This is a genomic window from Streptomyces olindensis, from assembly GCF_040645895.1.
Lineage (GTDB): Bacteria > Actinomycetota > Actinomycetes > Streptomycetales > Streptomycetaceae > Streptomyces > Streptomyces olindensis.
The window spans coordinates 1-20,720 of the sequence record NZ_JBEYZD010000019.1 but is presented as its reverse complement, the minus strand read 5'-3'; the positions used below and the strand labels follow the sequence as shown (position 1 = coordinate 20,720).

The 20,720-nt window shown below is 70.0% G+C and carries 17 protein-coding genes; 4 read left to right on the top strand and 13 right to left on the bottom strand.

The annotated features are described in order from the left end of the window. Positions 1-128: 128 nt before the first annotated feature. Positions 129-1,187: a Gfo/Idh/MocA family protein gene (locus ABZ948_RS14595; RefSeq protein WP_359759430.1), complete on the top strand. Its 1,059-nt coding sequence runs from the start codon at positions 129-131 to the stop codon at positions 1,185-1,187. A 59-nt stretch (positions 1,188-1,246) separates the two neighbouring features. Here ABZ948_RS14595 and ABZ948_RS14590 read toward each other — a convergent pair whose 3' ends face one another. The 8 genes from ABZ948_RS14590 to ABZ948_RS14555 form a co-directional block, all read right to left on the bottom strand. Continuing rightward, a complete protein-coding gene (locus tag ABZ948_RS14590) occupies positions 1,247-2,062 on the bottom strand; it encodes a DNA-methyltransferase (protein WP_359759428.1) in 816 nt (271 codons plus the stop codon). Positions 2,063-2,134: 72 nt separating this feature from the next. Then, positions 2,135-2,947: a glycosyltransferase family 2 protein gene (locus ABZ948_RS14585; RefSeq protein ID WP_359759426.1), complete on the bottom strand. Its 813-nt coding sequence runs from the start codon at positions 2,945-2,947 to the stop codon at positions 2,135-2,137. Positions 2,948-2,949: 2 nt separating this feature from the next. Further along, positions 2,950-3,858 carry a radical SAM protein gene (locus tag ABZ948_RS14580; protein ID WP_359759424.1) on the bottom strand — a complete coding sequence of 303 codons (909 nt, stop codon included), beginning with the start codon at positions 3,856-3,858 and terminating at the stop codon, positions 2,950-2,952. Next, positions 3,855-5,162, bottom strand: coding sequence for a DegT/DnrJ/EryC1/StrS family aminotransferase (locus tag ABZ948_RS14575; protein WP_359759422.1), 1,308 nt, complete (start codon positions 5,160-5,162; stop codon positions 3,855-3,857). The genes ABZ948_RS14580 and ABZ948_RS14575 overlap by 4 nt, the downstream gene beginning before the upstream one ends. Positions 5,163-5,193: 31 nt before the next feature. Beyond that, positions 5,194-6,405, bottom strand: coding sequence for an ABC transporter substrate-binding protein (locus tag ABZ948_RS14570; RefSeq protein ID WP_359759421.1), 1,212 nt, complete (start codon positions 6,403-6,405; stop codon positions 5,194-5,196). Positions 6,406-6,445: 40 nt separating this feature from the next. Then, a complete protein-coding gene (locus tag ABZ948_RS14565; RefSeq protein WP_359759419.1) occupies positions 6,446-7,234 on the bottom strand; it encodes a sugar phosphate isomerase/epimerase family protein in 789 nt (262 codons plus the stop codon). A 26-nt stretch (positions 7,235-7,260) separates the two neighbouring features. Then, on the bottom strand, positions 7,261-8,586 hold the full coding sequence (locus ABZ948_RS14560; protein ID WP_359759417.1) for an aspartate aminotransferase family protein: 1,326 nt from the start codon (positions 8,584-8,586) through the stop codon (positions 7,261-7,263). A gap of 26 nt (positions 8,587-8,612) precedes the next feature. Further along, the gene (locus ABZ948_RS14555) at positions 8,613-9,743 is read right to left on the bottom strand and encodes a Gfo/Idh/MocA family protein (protein ID WP_359759415.1); all 1,131 of its coding nucleotides are present in this window, start codon (positions 9,741-9,743) and stop codon (positions 8,613-8,615) included. A 126-nt stretch (positions 9,744-9,869) separates the two neighbouring features. On the opposite strand from ABZ948_RS14555, the gene ABZ948_RS14550 reads away from it, so the two are divergent. The 3 genes from ABZ948_RS14550 (at position 9,870) to ABZ948_RS14540 (ending at position 13,066) form a co-directional block, all read left to right on the top strand. Beyond that, positions 9,870-10,667, top strand: a complete 798-nt coding sequence (locus ABZ948_RS14550) for an inositol monophosphatase family protein (protein WP_359759413.1) — start codon at positions 9,870-9,872, stop codon at positions 10,665-10,667. A gap of 92 nt (positions 10,668-10,759) precedes the next feature. Further along, entirely contained in the window at positions 10,760-12,064 is a 1,305-nt protein-coding gene (locus ABZ948_RS14545; RefSeq protein ID WP_359759411.1) for an MFS transporter, read from the top strand. A gap of 9 nt (positions 12,065-12,073) precedes the next feature. Next, positions 12,074-13,066 carry a phosphotransferase gene (locus tag ABZ948_RS14540; protein WP_359759410.1) on the top strand — a complete coding sequence of 331 codons (993 nt, stop codon included), beginning with the start codon at positions 12,074-12,076 and terminating at the stop codon, positions 13,064-13,066. Between the two features lie 205 nt (positions 13,067-13,271). Here ABZ948_RS14540 and ABZ948_RS14535 read toward each other — a convergent pair whose 3' ends face one another. The 5 genes from ABZ948_RS14535 to ABZ948_RS14515 all read right to left on the bottom strand — a co-directional run bounded on the left by ABZ948_RS14535 (position 13,272) and on the right by ABZ948_RS14515 (position 20,526). Further along, positions 13,272-14,192 (bottom strand): ParB/RepB/Spo0J family partition protein, encoded by a 921-nt coding sequence (locus tag ABZ948_RS14535; protein ID WP_359759608.1) that lies wholly within the window; start codon positions 14,190-14,192, stop codon positions 13,272-13,274. Between the two features lie 563 nt (positions 14,193-14,755). Next, complete coding sequence (locus tag ABZ948_RS14530; protein WP_359759408.1) at positions 14,756-15,793, bottom strand: methyltransferase; 1,038 nt, start codon at positions 15,791-15,793, stop codon at positions 14,756-14,758. Positions 15,794-15,908: 115 nt separating this feature from the next. After that, positions 15,909-16,847 carry an SMP-30/gluconolactonase/LRE family protein gene (locus ABZ948_RS14525; protein ID WP_359759406.1) on the bottom strand — a complete coding sequence of 313 codons (939 nt, stop codon included), beginning with the start codon at positions 16,845-16,847 and terminating at the stop codon, positions 15,909-15,911. A gap of 167 nt (positions 16,848-17,014) precedes the next feature. Further along, the gene (locus ABZ948_RS14520) at positions 17,015-17,860 is read right to left on the bottom strand and encodes a maleylpyruvate isomerase family mycothiol-dependent enzyme (protein ID WP_359759404.1); all 846 of its coding nucleotides are present in this window, start codon (positions 17,858-17,860) and stop codon (positions 17,015-17,017) included. Between the two features lie 101 nt (positions 17,861-17,961). Further along, positions 17,962-20,526, bottom strand: a complete 2,565-nt coding sequence (locus ABZ948_RS14515; RefSeq protein WP_359759402.1) for an MFS transporter — start codon at positions 20,524-20,526, stop codon at positions 17,962-17,964. Positions 20,527-20,720: the final 194 nt, after the last annotated feature.

The following is a 20,720-nucleotide window of genomic DNA, read 5'->3' as shown; positions in this document are numbered from 1 at the left end:
CGTATTTCTCACCGGCGAGCGACCTTGCTTTCCGCACAGTCCCAATTGCGCTGTGCAGTCGGAAGTTTGACACCCGACTGGAGGCCCCAGTACCAATAATCTCGTCCTCACTCCAGAAGGAGGCTGCAATGAAGGGCGCCATCATTGGATTCGGCACCATCGCCAAGGGGCACATGACCGGATACTCGCGGGTCGATGAATTGACCGTCACCGCCGTTCTGGACGTTTCGAAAGAACGCCGGGACCACGTGGAGAACACGTACGGCCTGCCCGCCTACAGCGACTTCGAAAGTCTCATCGCCAACGAGAACCTGGACTTCATCGACATCTGCACTCCGCCCAGCAGTCACGCCGGGTATTCCGAGCTGGGCCTCGCGAACGGTCTGCACGTGCTGTGCGAGAAACCGGTCTTCCTGCCGGACGAGGACGGCGGCTACCGGAAACAGATGGACCTGATACGGGCGACCGACAGGGTCTACTACCCGTGCCACGTCTACAAGTTCGCGCCCGTACTGGCCTCGCTGAAGCAGCACATCCAGAACCCCGCGTTCGGGAAGGTGCTCGGCGCGAACTTCCGTACCCTGCGCTCCGGACACGCCAAGGGCGTCCCGGAGTGGCGGACGCACTGGCGGCGCGAGTTCGAGACGTCACGGGGCGGCATCCTGCGCGACCACGGTCCCCACAGCATCTATCTCGCCATGAATCTGACGGGTTGCACACCCCGGTCGGTGTCCTGCCTCACCGGCCGCATGCGGGAAGGGGACGCCTACCGGGACACCGAGGATTCGGCCCTGCTGCGGATGCGCTGCGACGACGGCGTGGAGATCGCCATGACGCTGTCGTGGGCCGCCGGGCACCGCAGCACCGGCTACTCCGTCATCGGCAGCGCCGGTTCCGTCGTGGTCGACGGGGACGAACTCACCGCCACCGCCGGCGGGGACGTGCTGCGGACCACGGTCGAGTCCGGGTTCGACGACCCGACGCACAAGGAGTGGTTCCCCAGCATGCTGCGGGACTTCCTGGCCATGACCGCCGAACGCGGGCGTCAGACAGAGCTGATCAGGGAAGCGCTCACCACGTCGTTCGTGATCGACGCGGCCTACGCCTCGGCGGCCGACGAGGGCCGCTGGACCGACTGCGAGGTGCCCGAGGAACTGCTTTCGGTGCCACCGGCGGTCGCCGCCTGAGGCGGGGCCGGCTCCCGCGACCGGGGCGGGCGATGAGCGCGCCCCGGTCGCAGCCGGTTTCAAGCCGGGGACGGCGCGCCGTTCCGAACGCCGGAGAACATCGCGCGCACGTGCTGCTCCAGTCCCCGGTCGCGCTCGATGCCGATCCACCGCCTGCCCAGCCGCTCGGCTGCGAAACAGGTGGCTCCCGTACCGGCGAACGGGTCGAGGACCAGCCCCCCGGGCCGGGTCAGCAGTTCGACGAACAGCTCGGGGACGGCCGTCGGCCAGCGATCCCCGTACGGCTCCAGCCCCAGTCGGGCCAGCGTCTTCTCGTACGCCTGGTCCCAGGTACCGGACGTGTCGAATTCCAGGAGGTTGCCGCGTACGACCGCGCTCCGGTCGCCGCGCCGCAGCGCCTCGACGTCGTAGTGGACGTCGTACGTCCTGGCCATGACCCAGATGGGCGTGACCGAGTCGGCGGCCCGGGGCGCGCCGCCGGGCTCCGGCTGGAGCAACTGCGGGTTGTAGTAGTAGTAGTCCTGCACGAGCCGCCAGCCCGAGGCGGCCAGTGCCCGCAGCGCGGACGCGTGCTGCACCGCCTTTCCGGGCGCGTCCGAGAGCCAGATGCCGCCCAGCTCGAACGCGACGCAGCCGGACGGACGCAGGACGCGCTGGAACTGCCGGAAGAAGGGCTCGATCCATGCGACGAAGGCGTCGCCCGTGCGGCCCTCGTCGGCTATCAGCTCGCCGCCCTCGAACGGCGGTGAGCAGACCACGGCGTCCACACCGGCGTCGGGGACGGCCTTCATCAGTTCCAGGCTGTCCCCCCAGTGGAAGGTCCCGTGGTCGGCTTCCAACGGGCAGCGGTCTTCGGTCGTGGTCGGCTCAGTCACGAGGATGTGGTCCCTTCCGGTGCGGCGTCGGCAAGGCAGGGGTCCCGGGCCTCCCCGGGCGCCGGGCGGCGGTCATTCGGACGCCCAGGAGATGGCGTCCCGCTCCGTGGGCGCGACGGTCTCGGCACTGTTGGAGTAGCCGCCCAGGTAGTAGTGGAGGGTCGCCCGGCCGGTGGCGGTGATCGGCTCGCCACGCTCGTTCAGCCGGTGGAAGAGCTTGTCGTCCTCGCTCACGAGGTGCTGGGCGTCGGCGGCCGAGAAGTGGTCGTCGAACGGCACCTCCAGCAGCAGTTGGCGATGGAGCAGCCAGGCGCTGGTGTCCACGGGGACGTCCAAGGCGTCGGGCCGGTGCCGGATGACGTTGGAACCCGGCTCGCAGATCCCCCGGGCCGCGAGCTCCCGGTAGGTGGCCTCGGCCTCGGCGGTACTGTTCGCCCAGGGCCAGCGGGGCTCGCGATAGGGCGTGCCGTCCGTGCGCAGCAGGCGCACATCGCTGAAGGCCGCGCGGGTCCGGTGTTCCCGCACGCAGCTGAGCAGGCTGTGCAGGTGGTCGGGGTCCCACTCGTTGTCGTCGTCGAGGAAGGCGATCCACGTGCTGGAGGCATGACGCACACCCATGTTCCGCAGCCGGGAGGCACGGCCGGGGCCCGACGTCTCGTGCGGTTCACGGGGTACGTACCGGATCTCGCACAGGGGGAAGTCCGCGGCGACCTCGTCCAGAGCGACCTGGATCTCCCGGTTGTCGTCGATGAGCACCAAGTGGCGGACAGTCACGCCGGCCCGCTGGGCCCGCACGCTGCGCATCGCCCGCTGGACCTCCACGGGTCGGTAGCGGGTCAGGGTGACGACGGTGACGCTCTCTTCGGAGCCTGACTGTTCGCCCATGGTCAGCCTGCCTCTCGGGAGACGAAGGAGGACGAGTCGACGCAACCGTCGTCCGCGGCGATGTCGCTCTTGCACAGCTCGAGGAATTCGTAATCGATCAGCTCCTCCGGCTTCTGCTGCGGCCGCCACGCGTCGCGGGGCAGTTCGGTGTGCGGGTGCAGCGTGCCGACGCTGCCCAGGCAGTTCCCACAGGCGCGCAACGGCTCGGTGCGGGTGAGGAACCGGTGCAGCCGGTCCAGGAAGCCGGGATCGTCCGCGATCTCAAGGCCGTCCTCGTGGGGGTCCCAGCCGCCGTTCTCCAGTTTCTGCGGCATGAAAAGGCTCTGCGGGCAGCGGTAGAGCCAGCCGTCGAAAACCGTGTGCGAACGCCAGTAATGGGCGAGTTTGCAGGTGTCGAACACGTCCTGCACCAGCGACTGCGAGTCGGTGCCGGTCTCCGAATAGATCTGACGGAAGTGCCCGTAATGATTGATCAGCAGGGACACGTCGTGTTCCCGGGCCAAGCCCTGGTAGCGATCGATCTGTTCGGAGGTGACGGGGCGGCTGGGGTAGACCGAGATTTCGAGGGAGTCCACGACCCGCCAGAACTCCTCGGAGGCTCGGTCCAAGAGGGTGCCGTTGGTCGCCACGAGGACGGTGTCCGAGACGCCGCTCGCACGCACCGCCTCGATCAATCCGACGATGTCCGGGTGCAGCAGCGGCTCGCCGCCCATGATCTTGGCGTAGGACGCGCGGTAGTTCCGGGCGAGGACGGCGAGGATGTCGTGTGTCTCCGCGGGATCGGCGTTCTCCCTGCGGAAAAGCGGTGAGAGGTGCGCGCACGACTTGCAGCGCATGTTGCACTGAAGGCTCGCGTTGATTTCGATGCCTTCCGGATTGATCACTTTTCCGTCTGCCACGTGCACGTTCATCGCACGGCTCCTTTCGGCCCGTCGTGGAGCCTGTCGATGTTCTGCACCACCTTCTCGACTGCGGTCGCGATCGCCTGCATGTCCTCCTCGGAGCCGAGCAGGGCCTGGTGAAGGAAGGCGAAGCAGGTGTGGAAGGCGGCGGTGGCGGCCGGCAGCGGGAACCGCGCGGGGTCCAGGTCGTCCCGGGCAGCCGCTGAACGGAGCGTGCGGGGGGACTTGAGCGGGCCGTAGAGCGGGTTCGCGTTCAGCGGTGCGTCGAGGGTCTCGAAGAACATGCCCAGTTCGGCGGTCATCGCGTCGACCACGCGGTCCACCGGAACCGAGCCGAGGAGGTCGGAATCCAGCCGGATGACGTAGTCGTAGTAGGTGCGGCGCGTGAGCCCGGCCGGGGCCGGCACGGTCGACACACCGGGTATGCGTTCCAGCAGTCCGTTCAGGATGCGCGCGTTGCCGCTCCGCACCTCGTTCTGCGTGTCCAGGTAGCCGAGCTGGCTGAGGGCCACGGCGGCGTGGAACTCGGACATCGCGTGGTTGTGTCCCTCGAAGGTGCCGACGTCCTCCAGTTCGAGCTGGTGAAGGACCGGCCGCGCGACCCAGCGCCGGCCGTTGGCCCGGTACTGCTGGAGCCGGTCGTAGAGGTCGGCGTCGGAGGTGATCGCGACGCCGCCCTCGCCGCTGGTGAGGACCTTGGTCTGCTGGAGGCTGAACACGCCGATGGTGCCGTACGTGCCGACCTTGCGGCCCTTCCACTCGGCGCCGTGCGCCTGGGAGCAGTCCTCGATGAGGGGGATGCCGGTGCTCCTGGAGAGTTCGAGGAACGCGTCGACGTCCGCGCCGGAGCAGTAGGCGTGCACGACGAGGATGGCCACGGTCCGGTCGGTCACCGCTGCCTTCGCGGCGTCGGCGCTGATGCTGAGCGTCTCGGGGTCGACGTCCACCAGGACCGGTGTGGCGCCCAGCGCGGCTGCGGAAGAGGCGCAGGCCACCCAGGTCAGGCCGGGGACGATCACCTCGGTGCCGGGCCCGACCCCCAGCGCCTCCATGGCGATGGTGAGCGCGGCGGAGCCGTTGGTGGTGGGCACCGCGTGCGGCACCTGGTGGTAGGAGGCGAAGGCGTCGGCGAAACGGCGCTCGAAGCTCGGCGTACCGGTGTAGGCGCCGCTGATCGCCCACCGCCTGGACGTCGCAGCCTCCTTGAGCATGGTGAGGGTGGCTTCCGGCGCCTGCGGCCAGGCGGGCCAACCGCCGTCGTGGACCGGAGTCCCGCCGTGCAGCGCCAACGGGGAGCGTCGTACGGGCGTCATGTTTCTCCCTGGGGGGTGGGGCCAGGCTTGGTCAGTGGGACGCGGGCATCGAGCGCGATGCCGTGAGCGGGGTCTTGCCGAGCTGGTGCTGACGCGCGGACTCCAGCTCGCACAGAAGTTCGTCGCCGCGTGTGGGGTCCTGGGCGAAGGACACGAACGCCGACATGCCGACGTTCGCGAGTTCCCAGGGCGTGTCGAGGTCGTAGAACTGGCTCAGGTGGTCGGCTCCCCGGAGGATTTCCATGCCCTTGGCCACGTGCCGCCCTCCCCGCTCGGTGTCCACGTCGGTACGGGTGGGCAGGGTGGAGAGCCGTTCGATGGTCAGCTGCTGCACCTGCCGCGAGCCCAGGTGGGCTAGGAAGCGCGTGGCCTCGGCGGGGGAGGCGGAGTTCGCGGGCACGAAGTACCCGTCGACGGGAGTGTCCTCCCCGATGGGCAGGTCCGGGTCGATGAGCGGGAAGCGGAAGAAGTCGATGTCGGGCTCACCCGGCGGAGTGAACTCATCGGTGGCGTACGCGCCGGTGAGCGTCATGCCCGCCTCGCCGCGCAGGACGGCGGCAACCGCCTCCTCCTCGTCGTATCCGCCCGGGTCGCCGAGGAAGTACCCCTGCTCGATCAGTTCGCGCCAGAAGGCGAACACCCGGCGGATCCGGTCGTCCGTGTACGGGATGCGCAGCGTCATCAGGGCTTCGTGCACGTCGGGCCCGTTGAGCCGCATGTTGAGGTAGTCGAACCAGGCCGCGGCCGGACAGCGGTGGCGGGCGCCGAGCGCGAAGGGGGTGACTCCCGCTGCGGTGAGCTTCCGGCAGGCAGCGGTGAGATCGTCCCAGGTGGTGACGGGGTCGGTGATGCCCGCCGCGGCGAACACCGAGGGGCGGTAGTAGACCGCCCACCAGTAGTGCGAGGTCGGCAGGAAGTACGAGGGGCCCATGCCTCCGGCCATGTTGCGGAACCGCGGCAGGTAGACCTGGTCGAACCCCTCGGTCTTCCACATGGCGGAGATGTCGAGCATCAGGCCCTGGCCCACCATGGAGTCCATCCGGTTGCCCGCGAACCAGGTCATGACGTCGGCGGACGGGGCTCCGGTGAGGCAGGTGCGCAGCTCGTCGCGCAGTTCCTCGTGGTCGAGCACCGTCAGGCCGACGGGGGTGTCGGAGTACCGCTCGTTCCAGTCGGCGACGACGCGGTCGGCGAGCCCCCGCATGAGGGGTGAGGTGTGGTCGGTGAGAAAGGTCAGTGCCACGCGGTTCAACTCCCGGGGTCGGTGCGTGTGCTCTCCGCCGTCAGGACGGTGCGGCCGTGCTGTCGAGAATGCGGTGGAAGAGACCCGCCGCCTCGGCCGCCTCCCGGCCGAAGTCCGCGAACTCGTCTTCGACGGTCAGCCCGCCGTCGTGACCAGCGGCCAGCAGCGCCGTGACGAACTCCCGCTGTGTTTCCTCCCGGAAGTCGCCGCTGCCACGCGGCACGGCGGAGGTGTGCGCGTGCGCGATGGCACTGCCCGCGGCGGCGACCTCGGTACGGACGTGGAGTCCTTCGCTGACGAGGTGGAAGCAGTCGGCGGTGATCCGTACGCCGGCGCCGTCGACCGCTTGCACGACGGCGCGGGCCTCGGTGCATGAATTGACGAGGTTCGTCTCCGTGCTGTTCAGATGCTCGAGTGCGACCGTCATGGCGCGCTCGGCGCACACGTCCCGCGCCGCGACGAGAAAGTCCCGGAACTGCCGGCCGGCCTCCTCGGCCGGGAAGCCTTCAGGCACGTCCCTGGCCTGTCCGCTGCCGAGCACCACGGTGCCCACGCCGAGCGCGGCGCCTCGGTCGCACATGTCGCGGAAGACCCCCAGCGCCCTCGCGTGGTCGGCGTCCGGGCCCACCACCCGGCACCCGTACCGCCGGGGCAGCGGTGAGGTCATGGCCTTGAAAGGCAGCTCGGTGCGCCGCAGGCGAGCGGTGAGGGCCGGCAGCTCGTCCCGCGGGACGCAGAGCATGTCGCCCTTCACCTCGCCGTAATCGAAGGCGAGACCGGCGGCGTGCTCGGCCTCCTCGGCGCTCCGTACGACACAGCCCAGTTCCATGGGCGCTCTCCCCTTGTTCGTCGTGGTCATAGACGGCTGATGGCGGGGGCCATCGACCGGAAGGCGTCCTCGAAGGCGGCCAGGCCCTCTTCGAGGTGGCGCGTCGGGATGCTGAGCGGGGGGTAGAGCCGAATCCTGCTGTCGTATGCCATCGCCAGGACGCCCCGGGCCATGAGCTGCTGGAAGAGGCGCCGGGTGAGGTCCTTGGGGAGCGGGCGGCGGGTCGCCGGGTGCACCAGTTCGACGCCGATCATCAGGCCGGCGTTGTCCGCGTTGCCGACGAAGGGGAACTCCTCCCGCCACGCGGCCAGGCGGTCCGCCACCGACTTCCCCAGGTCCCGGGAGCGTTCGGGTAACCGTTCGTCCAGCAGGACCCGCAAGGTGGCCAGCGAGGCGGCGCTGGCCAGCGGGTTGCCGCCGAAGGTCGACGCCGCGGCACTCGGTACGGCGAAGGAGGTGCCCTCGGCCAGTCCCGGCCTGCTGACGACGGCGCTCGCGGGCACGCCGGAGGCCATCGCCTTGCCGAGTACGACGATGTCGGGCGCGATGCCGGGGTCGTGCTCGAAGGCGAACAGGGCACCCGTCCGTCCGAAGCCGGTGATGACCTCGTCGAGGATCAGCAACGCGTCGTGCCGGTCGGCCAATTGGCGCAGGGCGCGCAGATACCCCTCCGGCGGGACGATGTTCCCGTTCGTCCCCTGTACCGGCTCCACGATGATCGCCGCCAGGTCCCCGAGGGAGGTGTTGGCAAGGGACTGCTCGGCGAGGTCGACACACCGTTGACCGCATCCGGGGTGTTCCAACTGGAGCGGGCAGTGGTGACAGTCGGCGTAGGGCGCTTGGTGCGATCCGGGCGGGAAGGGGCCGGAGTGGTGCTTGCGCGGGCCGCCGTGCAGGCTCAGCGCACCCTGGGTCTTGCCGTGGAAGCCGCCCCAGAAGCTGAGGATCTCCTGCTTGCCGGTGGCGGCTCTGGCGAGCTTCACCGCCGCCTCGACCGCCTCACTGCCGGTCGAGAACATGTGGATGCCCCTGAGCTGTTCGGGGAGTTGAGAGGCGAGGAGAGCGTAGTACTGGGACCGGACGTCGGTGTAGAACGTCCCCACCGCGCACTTGCTCAGCTGCGCGTTCAGCTCTTCCAGGAACCGGGGATGGGAGTGGCCGATGTTACTGACGCCCACTCCGGTGAAGAAGTCGATGTAGCGCTTGCCGTCCGTGTCCCAGACCTCGGCGTTGACCGCGCGCTCGACGACGATGCCCGCGAGGTCGGTCATGGACTGGCTGCCGGGAAGCCTGTGCCGCTTCTCCAGCTCGATGATGTGCTCCGTGGACGGGAGCGTGACGCTGTGACTCACGGTGTACCCCCTTCTGCGGGCATGGCTCAGCCCCGGCTCGTCTTCGTCTCTCCGCCGAGCCCGGGGGGATCGAAGGCAGCGAGGATCTGCTGGAGAACCGCGATGTCCGTGCGAGCGTCCGATACGTCGGTGAGCGGTCGGACCCCGCTCACGACGCATTCGTGGAAGGCCAGCAGTTCCTCACGGAACGCCTCGGCGTGCGACACCTCGACCCGCTCCTCCACCAGCGCGCCGTTCTCCATGCGCTGCGCGACGACAGGTGTCGGCCAGTGTTTGAGGAACGGTGACGGGAACTGCACACGTATCCGCTCGGCCGAGGAGAACACGGCGATTTCCTCGAAGTAGTCCCGTACCTCGGCCAGATACGTCCAGGTGTAGGCGGTGCGGAGATTTCCGGTGTGCCGCAGGACGGTGGTGACGGAGGGAAACTCCGAATCCGCCGGCCAGATGTGCGTGAAGAGCACCTCCGTCGGCTCTCCGACGAGGGACCGCAGCGCATTGATATCGTGCACCATGCTGCCCAGGAACACATCATGATAGACGAAGCGCAACGCGTCGGAAATCCCGCCCACGGCTTCGTCGAGCAGCTCTTCCTGAGCCCGTTCCACCCGCTGTGCGACCGCATGCGGGATGTCGCCGAAACGGTGCACCCCGTGAATGTCGATGTACTGGTCCTCGCTCGGGTGGAGCGTGTTGATCTGTACGTACCGAGGCTCCCGCATCGCGCGGACGAGCCGCTGCCCGTGCCGGAAGCCGGGGTCGAAACGCTTCATGTAGGCGACCATCAGCCGCACTCCGGACCTGCTCACGGCGGCCTCGATCTCGTCCGCCTCGCGCAGGGTGAAGCACAGCGGCTTCTCCACCAGAATGTGCTTGCCCGCCTCTGCGGCGGCCAGGACCTGCGGGGCGTGGCTGCCGCCGCTGAGCACCAGAACGGCGTCCACATCCGTCTCCAGCAAGCCCCGGTAATCCAGGAACCTGCGGGCCGGAGGTACGCCGTACTGGTCACCGAGCAGATCGAGCAGACCGGGTGAAAGGTCGCTGAGCGCAGATATCTCGAACTGCTCGGAAAGGCTTCGGAGATAGGGCAGGTGCATGATCTGGGCAACGGTGCCACAACCGATCACACCTATGCGTATGCGTTCTGTTTCTGACACGGCACCAACTTAGGACGTCGGGTCATCGGGAGAACTGCGGAAAGCAAGGTGAATGCCCTGACAGGGCCTCGGGAAACGGGATGGTGATACCTTCACACGGAAATCCAGACGCTACAAGGGGGTGCAATGAACGCCTCGCACAGCGCCTTTGACCGACGCGAGCTGATAGAACTCGCCGTCTTCGCGGCGCGGGAGGCGGGGGAAATCCTGCTGAGCGCACCGGCGGACGGGCCCGTACAGGCGAGGACGAAAGCGTCCCCCACTGACCTGGTGACCGCGTACGACCGGAGGAGCGAGGACCGCATCGTCGAACTGCTGACGGCGCACCGGCCTGACGACGGGATCCTCGGCGAGGAGGGCGGAGAGCGGCCGGGCACCTCGGGCCTGCGGTGGGTGATCGATCCACTTGACGGCACCGGCAACTTCGTCAGCCGCAATCCGGCGTTCGTCGTCTCCATCGCCGCCGAACTGGAAGGTGCCGGCGTCGTGGGCGTGGTGCACGACCCCTCCCGCCGGGAGACCTTCAGTGCCGTACGCGGTGAAGGCGCCCGCCTCGACGGCCGGCCTCTGCGCGTGGACACCCCCACCACACTCCGACAAGCCCTGCTGTCCACCGGCTTCAGCAGCGACCCCGCGGTGCGCACGCAGCAGGCCGCCCTGGCCGCGCGCGTCATCACCCACGTCCGGGACATCCGCAGCAGCGGATCAGCGGCGATGGACCTGTGCTGGGTCGCGGCCGGCCGCCTCGGCGCCTACTACGAGGGCGACACCCGGCACTGGGACCGCGCCGCTGGAGCCCTGATCGCGAGCGAGGCGGGTGCCTGGGTCGGCGACGCCGACGGCGGTCCCGCAAGCGACCGGATGGTCATCGCCTGCTCACCGGCCCTGGTGGGAGAACTCCGCGCGCTCCTCGGCCCCGAGTGACCACGCGCCCCCGTTCCGCCGCCCGGTTCGCCCGGCCCACCGACGCACCGGCCCCCTGACCTGGTGTGACAACGACGACCCAAGGTGACGCAATGTCAGAACGCCCGGGCCGCGCTGCCGGCCCGTACGCGAACCACCCGCCTGCCCACCACACCGACCGGCAACACCGCTACGGCTACCGGCTGTTCCTCGGCTCGCACGTCCTCAACGAGACCGGCGCCGCCGCCACCCTGGTCGTGCTCCCGCTCACCGCCGCGCTGTCCCTGAGCGCACAGGCCTGGGAGATGGCCCTCATCCAGACGTTTTACTTCGCGCCCTACCTGCTGCTCGGCCTGCTCGCCGGAGCGGTCGTCGAGCGGTTACGGCCGCGCCGGGTCATGATCGGCACGGATCTGCTGCGGTTCGCCGCCCTGATGTCGCTGCCGGCCGCCTGGGCGATCGACGCGCTCTCTCTGCCCCATCTCTACGCCGTGGCACTGCTGCTCGGCTGCGCCCAGTTGTTCGGCGACATCGCCGACCACAGTTACCTGCCGCACCTGATGGTCAAGGACCGCCTCTTCCGGGGCAACAGCAACCTCCAAATGATCCGCGCCACGGCGGAGTTGGGCGGTCCGGGGCTGGGCGGCGTGTGTGTGCAGTGGCTCGGTACGCACCTCGCGGTGGCGGCCAACGGGCTGGGCTCGGCGCTTTCGGCACTGCTGCTGTGGCGTATCCCGGTGCCCGACACCAAGCCGCCCGAGCCCTCTCACGGGCTGGCCCGGCAGACGTGGCAGGGCATCATCATCCTGCTCCGGCATCCGGTCCTGCGGCTGCTCGCACTCTCGGCGAGTGCGAACAACCTGATCCTCTCGGCCACGCTGTCCTTGGACGTCGTCTTCCTGAACAGCGTCGTCGGGGTGGCCCCGGGGCTCGTCGGCTTCCTGCTGGCCGCGGGTGCCGTGGGCGCCCTGATCGGCGCGTGGCTGGCCCCCCGTCTGACCGCCGTACTGGGTGCCGGCCGCACCGCGGTGCTCGCGGTCCCGGCCGCGGCTCCCTTCATGTTCCTGATCCCGCTCACGGGCGACGGCTGGCGGGTCACGGCGTTCGTCCTGGGGCAGATCGCGATCAGCATCGGCATCACGGTGTTCAACATCATGCAGGTCACCTACCGCCAGCAGGTGTGCCCGCCGAGTCTGCTCAGCCGGATGACGGCGATGTTCCGCTTCGCCGTGTGGGGCGCCGCCCCGCTCGGCGCGACGGCCGGGGGTGCGCTCGCCGCCTCCGTGGGGGTGCGCCAGGCCCTGTGGATCCTGGCAGGCGCTCTGATGGTGGTCGCTCCCATGCTGTTGTGTTCGCCGCTGCGGCGCATGCGGGAATTCGACGAATACCCATTCATGGACGACCGGACGAGCTGTTAGCGTTCCCCCATGGAAGATCTTCCTGAGAAACTGAACCAGGAAATTCTATTTCAGGGACTACGCGACTTCGGCATCTCCACGGCCACTTCGTCATACGCGCCGATCGGCTTCGGGGATTATCACTGGCACATCACCGGTGACGACGGACAGCGGTGGTTCGTCACCGTCTCCGATCTCGAGCACAAGGAGCACTGCGGACAGGGCGCCGCGGCGGCGCTGCGCGGCTTGCGGCGCGCCATGGACACCGCGGTGCACCTGAGCGAGCAGGACGGTCTGGGCTTCGTGGTGGCGCCCCGGACCACAGCGGACGGCAGTTCTCTCGTGCGACTGGACCCGCGCTACGCACTGGCCGTCTTCCCCCATGCCGACGGCCGCCCGGGCGAGTTCGGTCAAAAGCTGACGGACCAGGAGCAGGACCAGGTGCTGGAACTGCTCGCGAAGCTCCACAGCCGGACCCCGCCGGAGACCACCCCGCACACCGACCTGGAGCCGCCCGGGCTGCGCGGCGTCCACACCGCTCTGACCGAGCTGTCCGGCACCTGGACGGGCGGACCGTTCTCCGAGCCGGCCCGGGAGTTGCTGGCCGCTCATGAGGCGACGGTCCGTCGGCGGCTCTCGGAGTTCGCCGAACTGGCCGCCCGGGTACGCGGCCGCGGGGCGCCGCTCGTCGTCACGCACGGCGAGCCGCACCCGGGGAACCTGATCCTCGGTGGCCACGGCTATCTGCTGGTGGACTGGGACACGGTGGGGCTGGCGGTACCTGAACGGGACCTCTCACTGCTGTCGGGGGATCCGGCAGCCCTCGCCCGCTATACGGAGCTGACCGGACATACGCCCGACCGGGAGGCGCTGGCGCTCTACCGGCTGCGTTGGAGCCTGCTGGACGTCGCGGAGTTCGTCGAGTGGTTCCGGGGGGAGCACCGGCGCACATCCGACACCGAAGCCGCCTGGCAGGGTTTCGCCGACACCCTCGACCATCTGCACAGCGACGCGACGAGTTGACCGCGTCTCCGTCGCCGGCGGCTCCCTGGGAGTGGGCCTGCCAAGAATGCGGCAGCTGAGGCGCCGGCCCCGGCCAGAGGGGCCGGCGCGCGTCACGCGGCGACTGCGACCGGGTGTCCGAGCGCCGACCGTGCCCGGCGAGATCGCGGGGAGCTGTCACGCCGGTGTTCGACCGGGCCCAGGAGCCAGTTGCACACCGGGACTGTCACCCGTCGCAGCGGGACTGTTCCTGCTCACCGCCCGCAGCTTCCTCAGCCAGCTCGTGCGTCTCCAGTTGAGCGGCGAATTCGTTCCACGCCTCCGCGCACTGCCGTACGGCGACGGACAGATTGGGCACGCAGTGGTGCGGGATGCCCTGGATCAGCCGGTTCCGCTCACCGACCAGGATCAGCCGTGTCTCCAGGAGCCGCAGGACGAGCCGGCCGGACTCGGTGAGACGTACGGAGGGATCGTTTCTGAGGCCGTGGAGGAGGGTCTCGTAGCGACGGGAGCGGACGGCCATCCGCTGGTGCTGCTGCGCGGCCGTCCGGACGGCGCCGGGAGCGGCGGTCTCCGCGGCGGGATGACACCGGTCCTGCGACTGCCCGCGGACAGGCACCGGGTCGTCGCCGTTCGCGATCCTGTCACGGACGTCGCGCACCGTGCTGGGCGAGATGCCCGCGACCCTGGCGACCTCCCGCAGTGACGCGCTCGGTTTCTCGCGGAGCACCTGCGCGGCCTGCTCGCGGCCGGCGGCGCTGTTCACCGGGCGTACGCGTCCGTCCCGGCCCGTTCTGGCCGTCTGCCCGGAGTGGTCCCCCAGACCGGTACGCCGGATCTGCGCGACGGTCTTCCGGGACAGCCCCGTCGTGCAGGCGACCCGCCTGTCGGACCAGTCGGGGTGCGAGGTCATGATCCGGGCCGCCGCGTCGGTCCGCTCCTGAACGGTGAGGGGCAGCCCGTGCCGGACGTTCTTCTCGACTGCGTGCGCGAACGCCTCCTCCAGCGTTCCTTCGAAGAACACGACGTTGATTTCCGTCGCGCCGCGCAGCTTGGCGGCCCCCAGACGGTGCACACCGTCCACCACGCGCATCGTCCCCCGGTGCACGGTGATGGGCGGAAGGCTGTCCTCCAGCTGGGCCAGCATCTTCACGTGGTCGGAATCGACGGTGTGCGATCTCGGTGAATCGCAGAGGAGTAACTTCTCGATGGCTACGGAAATTGATTCACTCCTGCATTTCGGTGGTTCCGTCACACCGCTGTGCGCCATGTCCAGCATGAGCCCTCTCTTGCTGCCTCACATCCCGAACTTGATACGAGTCAATTACCGCCCGCTGGTGACAATCATCAGATCCACGGCAGGCGTACGTCAACGACAGGCGAAACTTTCCCCAAGTTTCGGTCAAGTCCGTGCGCTGCTCCCGGGCCTTGCTCCAAGGCCCGGTTCGCGGTGCGAAAGGTGCAGGTCGCGGTGGTGTGGCGCGGAGCGGAGCTCGCCGCCGGACACGCTCATTCGCCCGGACGCCCGGACACCGTCCTCCCGGTCGGCCTCGTGAGGGTGGCCGAATGAGCGCGCGTGGAACGCGTGCCTGCCGTGGTTGTGCGCTCAAGGTGTTCACAGAACTGGCATGGCATCCACACGCGTTTCCGGCACGCGGAGAACAATGGGATGCGGGCCGCACCCGGGTGACCGGTGCGGCCCGCACGCTCTCACGCACCGTGCGGTGCGAACTCCATCATCGTCAGGCCGGCTTCGAGCGGCTTCACTGAGCAGAGGCCGAGCCCTTCGCTCCTCCCCAGCGCGGCGAACTCGTCCGCGGTACGCTCCTTGGCCCCGAAGAGGACCATCATCTTCAGGTCCATCTCGGTGAACTCCAGCAGGTCGTCCTCCTCGGCCCCGGTACGGTCGATGACGATCACCCGGCCCCGTGGCCCGGCCGCCTCCGCGCACCGGGCGAGGATCCTGCGGGCATCGGAGTCGTTCCAGTCGTGCAGCACGTGCGCGAGCACGTACACGTCCGATCCCTCGGGCAGGGGGTCGAAGAAGCTGCCCGGCGAGAACGACACCCGGTCCGGGAAGCTCGCCAGCGTCGCCTGCCCGCCCGACATGGAGCCGGGAAGGTCGACCAGCGTCCCGCGCAGTCCGGCGTGGGCGCCCAGCAACTCCTTGAGCAGGGCTCCGTTTCCGCCTCCCACGTCGGTCACCCGGCCCACCCGGGCCCAGTCGTACTGCGCGGCGACCTCGGACATCCAGATCCCCGCGTCACTGCTCATCATCCGGTCGAACTCCTCGACCCGGCCGTGCACGTGGAGGTCCTCCCAGAACGACCGCCCGTAGACGCTCGTGTAGCCGTCCACGCCGGTCCGCACCGCTTCCAGGAGACCGGTGGAGTACACCGCGTCGAACCGCCCGGCGAGCCCGTTCAGGTCCAGCCAGACCCGCAGGCCCATCGGGTGATCGTCGAGCAGCGGCTCGGCCGCGGCGTTCAACGCGAACGTGCCCGGTGCCTGCTCGACGAACACCCCCCGACAGGCGAGGAACCGAAGCAGTCTGCCCAGCGCGTCCTGGTCGGCGCCCGCCTCGGCGGCCAGAACGGCCACGGGTTTGGCCTCGTCCCGCAGCAGGTCCGCCAGTCTCAACGTGGCCGCCACCCGTGCCGCCCACGGGGCCACCACATCGGCCATGCCGCCCAGCAGCATGGTGCCGGATTTCGTCGCGTCCTCGAATTCACTCGTAGACGAAGGCATGCCTCTTTGTAACAGGCCTGACGCCCATGCGGTCGGGTGTGCGACCACGACGCATGCGCACGAGAGAGGATGGGCCGGCCTCGATTCGTCAGACCCTGGTCGAGGGCCACGCCGGCTACAGGGACACGGCCACCGCGTTGAACGTCGTCTGCGGCGTCTGCGGGCTGGTGAAGCGGGCGTTGACCAGGTAGAGGCGGTTGCCGAAGCGGGCGGCGGTGGCGGGGACGTCGAAGCGGGGGTCGGTGATGGTCCTGCTCAGCGTGGCCGTGGTGGCCTTCGCGTCGAGGTCCCAGACGGTGACCTTGTTCAGGCGGTTCTGGACGACGTACAGGGTGCGGCCGAGGCGGACCAGGCCGTCGCCGTTCGTCACGTCGGCTGCGCCCTCCAGCGCGATCCTCGTGGCGTGGCCGGTCCTGAGGCTGACGCGGTACAGCTGCCCCGCGTTGACGACGATCAGGCCGCGGCCGTCGGGAGTGGCGACCAGGCCGTTGGCGCTGTTGGTCCCGGCCGGAGCCTGCACCCACTCGCCGGTGAGCGGGAGGGCGCGGACCTCGCCCTCGCGGCCGCGCGGGACGCCGTGGAGGACCGCGTCGCGGGAGTCGGTGAACCAGGCGCGGTCCCGGTGCAGCACGACGTCGTTGATGAAGGGCGCGGCGTTCTGGGTCAGGCGGTACGTGGTGAGCAGTTCGCCGCTGCGCGAGTCGACGATCCGGGCCGTTCCCCCGGCGCCGCCGGCCACGTAGAGCAGGCCGTCGTCGTCCAGCTTCAGCCCGATGGACGCGAGACCGGTGGCGCCCTCGTGCAGGACCTCGCCCCTGCCGGTGCGCAGATCGGTGCGGTAGACGGCCCCGTTGGCGCGGGAGCCCATGTACGCGTACGGCCTGCTGCCTATGGTGATGCCCTCGGGGAGCCAGCCGTCGGGCAGCGGGAACTCGGTGGGCCAGGCGGTGCCGGGGGCGGCCTGCGCGGTGCCGGCGCCGGCGGCCACCGCGAGCGCGGCGACGGCCCCGCCGAGCACGGTGCGCCGGGACGGCCGGGGGTGGTTCCGGGTCATGATCGGGCCTTTCGTGTGGGTGGGGCTGTGACTCGACGGTTCCGATGAAACGCCAAGTGCCCCAAGTGCCGCGCCCCGTCGGCGAATTCGACAGGAACTCGACAGCGCGCGACGGCCCACCCGGTCATGGCGGCGGCCCAGCCCGGTCGTGGCGGCGGCCGCCCCCGTCAGTACACGATGGACACGATCCGGCACACGGCCTCGGCGAGCCGGTGGTCGCCCCGGGCGCGGGCCCGGGCGAGGGCGGTGGCCGGCTCGATGCCGCGGGTGCACAGCCGCCACGCCGTCTCCGCGTCCAGTCGTACGGCGGTGGTGGGCGGCCGCCCGTGCGATCCCTCGCCCAGGGACCAACCGCCCGTCACGGCCGTCACGGTCCAGACTCCCCCTCCCGGGCCGGTGACCGTCACCTCCACCCGCGTGCCGCCCGGCGCCTCGACGCCCCGCAGGGTGTGCGGAAGGGCCCGCATGAACGTGTCCAGGACGACGGACAGGGCCCGCGGCTCGGGATCGGTGTCGAGCCCGACGGCGTGCCGGATCTGCTGCCGGTGCGTCCAGTACTCGGTGAACTCCCGGGCGCAGTCGAGCCACATGGGCGCCGGGTCCGCCCCGGCCCAGGACACGCCCAGCGACGGCGCGTCCGGGTCCGCGTGCGCGAAGCGGCCGGCGAGTTCGGTGCCGGCGTCCTCCAGGGCGTCGACGAGCGCGGCCGGGTCCGTGTCCCGGTGGCGCTCGACCCACTCCTGGTTGGCGCGGTGGATGAACGCCTCGAGGGTCTCACCGGGTGCGAAGGGGCCCGGATCGCGGCGGCCGAGGCGGGCGGCGCAGTCACCGAGGACGTGCGCGGTGACGTCGTGGACGGTCCACCCCGGCACGGCCGTCCGCGCCCACTCCGCCGGCCCGAGCCCCCGCAACAGCCCGACCAGGGCGCCCAGTTCGGGGCGGAACAGCGCGCGGGCGTCGATCGGTGGACCCAGCCAGGAGAGCCCGGACCAGTCGTTCGGCTGCGTGACCATGGGACCAGCCTGCCAGGAGCGGGCCCACCGGGGCTTCCCCTTTCCGCGGTCGGGCCCTGGCGCCAAGGTGGGGCCCTGGCGCCCAGGTCGGGCCCTGGCGCCTATTCGGCCGGGTGGGCCAGTTCCACGTCGTGGCCGTCGACGCCGCGGCCGCTCACCGTCAGCGCCGTGGCCACCGGGGGGTAGCCGGTCGCGATGACCGTGTACTCGCCGCTGTCCAGGTCGGTGAAGGCGTAGGCGCCGTCCGCCGCCGTGACGGCCGTGCCGACGACGTTGCCCGCCGCGTCCAGCAGCGTCACCCGGGCGTCCGCGAGAGGTCCGTGCGGGGCCCGTACGACGCCCTGGAGGTGGGCGCCGAAGTCGAGGTCGACCTCGACGCGGGTGGGACCGCTGCCGCCGATCTCGACCGGCACGGCGCGCGGGCGGAAGCCGGCGGCGTTCACCGCGACGGTCACCGACCCTGGCACCAGTTCCCCGAAGGAGAACTCGCCCTGCTCGCCGGTGGCCTGGGTGGCCAGCAGATCACCGCGCACGTCCGTCACGATCACCATCGCGTCCTTCACGGGCAGCGAGGTCCCGGCGGCCCGTACGGCACCGCTCAGGCCGCTGGTGCCGCTGAGCAGGATGTCGTACGCCACCGGGTCCTCGTGCACGACGACCGTCGAGGCCTGCGGCTGGAAGCCGTCGGCGGAGGCGATCAGGACGTACGAACCCGTGCCCGGCACGGTCACCGCGTAGGCGCCGTCGGCCCGGGCGGCCGCGCGGCCCAACTGCCGTCCGGCGAGGGAGATCAGTGTCACGGCGGCCCGTGGGACCGGGTCGCCCTCGGCGCGCCGGACGAAGCCGCGCACCGGGATTCCGCCGGCCGCGGTCTCCACCTCGGGACGGACCGGCCCGGGCACCGGCGCGGCGGCCGCGGCTTTCCCGGTCGCGGCCTTCCCGGCCGGGACCGCGCTCGTCGGGCCTGCCTCCACGCCCGTCGGGCCTGCCTCCGCCGCGCGGGCCTGGAGCCCGGACACCTGGCGCAGCGGCACCTCCTTGATGAACAGGACCAGCAGGAAGCCCAGCACCATCACCGCCGCCGCGGTCAGGAACACCACGTGCATCGAGTCGGCGAAGCCCATCTTGAACGGCACCGCGAGCCGAGGGTCGAGCTTCTGGATGAACGACGAGTCGCCGAGCACCTGTGTGGCACCGGAGGAGCCGTGCCCGTGCCCTTGCACCATGTCCAGCACAGGCCGGTTCGCCGGGTCGGCGCGCACCGCCGGGTCCCGCAGGGCCGCCCGGAAGGACGCAGTGTGGCCGACCGACGCGAAGGCGTCCGTGATCTTCCCGGGGACGTGGGTGAACAGCAGGGTGGTGAACACGGCCGTGCCGGCCGTGCCGCCCATCTGCCGGAAGAACGTGGAGGAGGCGCTCGCCACGCCCATGTCCTGCGGCGGCACCGTGTTCTGCATCGCCAGGACCAGCGTCTGCATGCAGCAGCCGAGCCCCAGGCCCAGGACGAGCATGTAGACCATCGTCTGCCGCAGCGGGGTGTCCCAGTCCACCCGTACGGCGAACAGCACGAGGGCCACGATCATCAGCGCGGTGCCGACGATCGGGAGGAACTTGTACCTGCCGGTCCTGGAGGTGACCTGGCCGGAGACGATGGAGGCGCTCATCATGCCGATGACCAGCGGCAGCATCTGCAGACCCGAGGTGGTCGGGGTGGCTCCCTTCACGATCTGCAGGTACTGCGGGATCATCATCATCGCGCCGAACATGCCCATGCCGACGATCAGCAGCACCACGCTGACCAGGCTGAACATCCCGTTGCGGAACAGCCGGACCGGGATCAGCGCGTCATCGCCGACCCGGCGCTCCACCAGGACCCACAGCAGCAGGCCGACCGCGGCGACCGCGTAGCACGCCACGGACCTCGTCGACGTCCAGCCCCAGTCGCGGCCCTGCTCGGCCACCAGCAGCAGCGGCACCACGCCGAGGGCGATGGTCACCGCGCCCCAGACGTCGATCCGCCGGTCGAGCCGGGTGTGCGGCACGTTGAGCACCTTGGCGACCACGGCCAGGGCGATCAGGCCGACCGGCACGTTGACCAGGAACACCCAGCGCCAGCCGGTGATGCCCAGGATGCTGTCCCGGCCGGACAGGAACCCGCCGATGAGCGGGCCGAGCACGCTGGAGGTGGCGAAGGTGGCCAGCAGGTAGCCCTGGTAGCGGGCGCGTTCCCGCGGCGACACGATGTCGCCGATGATCGCGAGCACCAGCGACATCAGACCGCCCGCGCCGAGCCCCTGGAACGCCCGGAACCAGGCCAGTTCGGTCATCGACGTGGCGAACGAGCAGGCCGCCGAACCCACCACGAAGATGCCGATGGCGGTCAGGAAGTACGGCTTGCGGCCGTGCAGGTCCGACAGCTTGCCGTACAGCGGTGTGGTGATCGTCGAGGTGATCAGGTACGCCGTGGTCGCCCACGCCTGCTGGCTCAGGCCGTGCAGGTCGTCGGAGATCGTGCGGATCGCGGTGCTGACGATCGTCTGGTCCAGGGCGGCCAGGAACATGCCCAGCAGCAGACCGCTGAGGATGGTCAGGATCTGCCGGTGGGTCAGCCCGCCGGGCGGGGATGCCGGGGCCGCCTCCTCGGGTACGGCTGCGGTTTCGGTCATCCCGCCACAGTAGAAGGGGGTTACTTGCCCTTAGCAATTCAATGCCCCAAGCAACCGTAAAGATTCGTTTTACCCGGCCGGAAACGGGCCACGCGCGGGAGCCCCGCCCGGCCTCCATGGCCGGCGGGGCCAGTACCCGCAGGCCGGACGAAGAGCCGCTCGCGTCAGTCGCCATGGGCCATGCCTACCAGCGC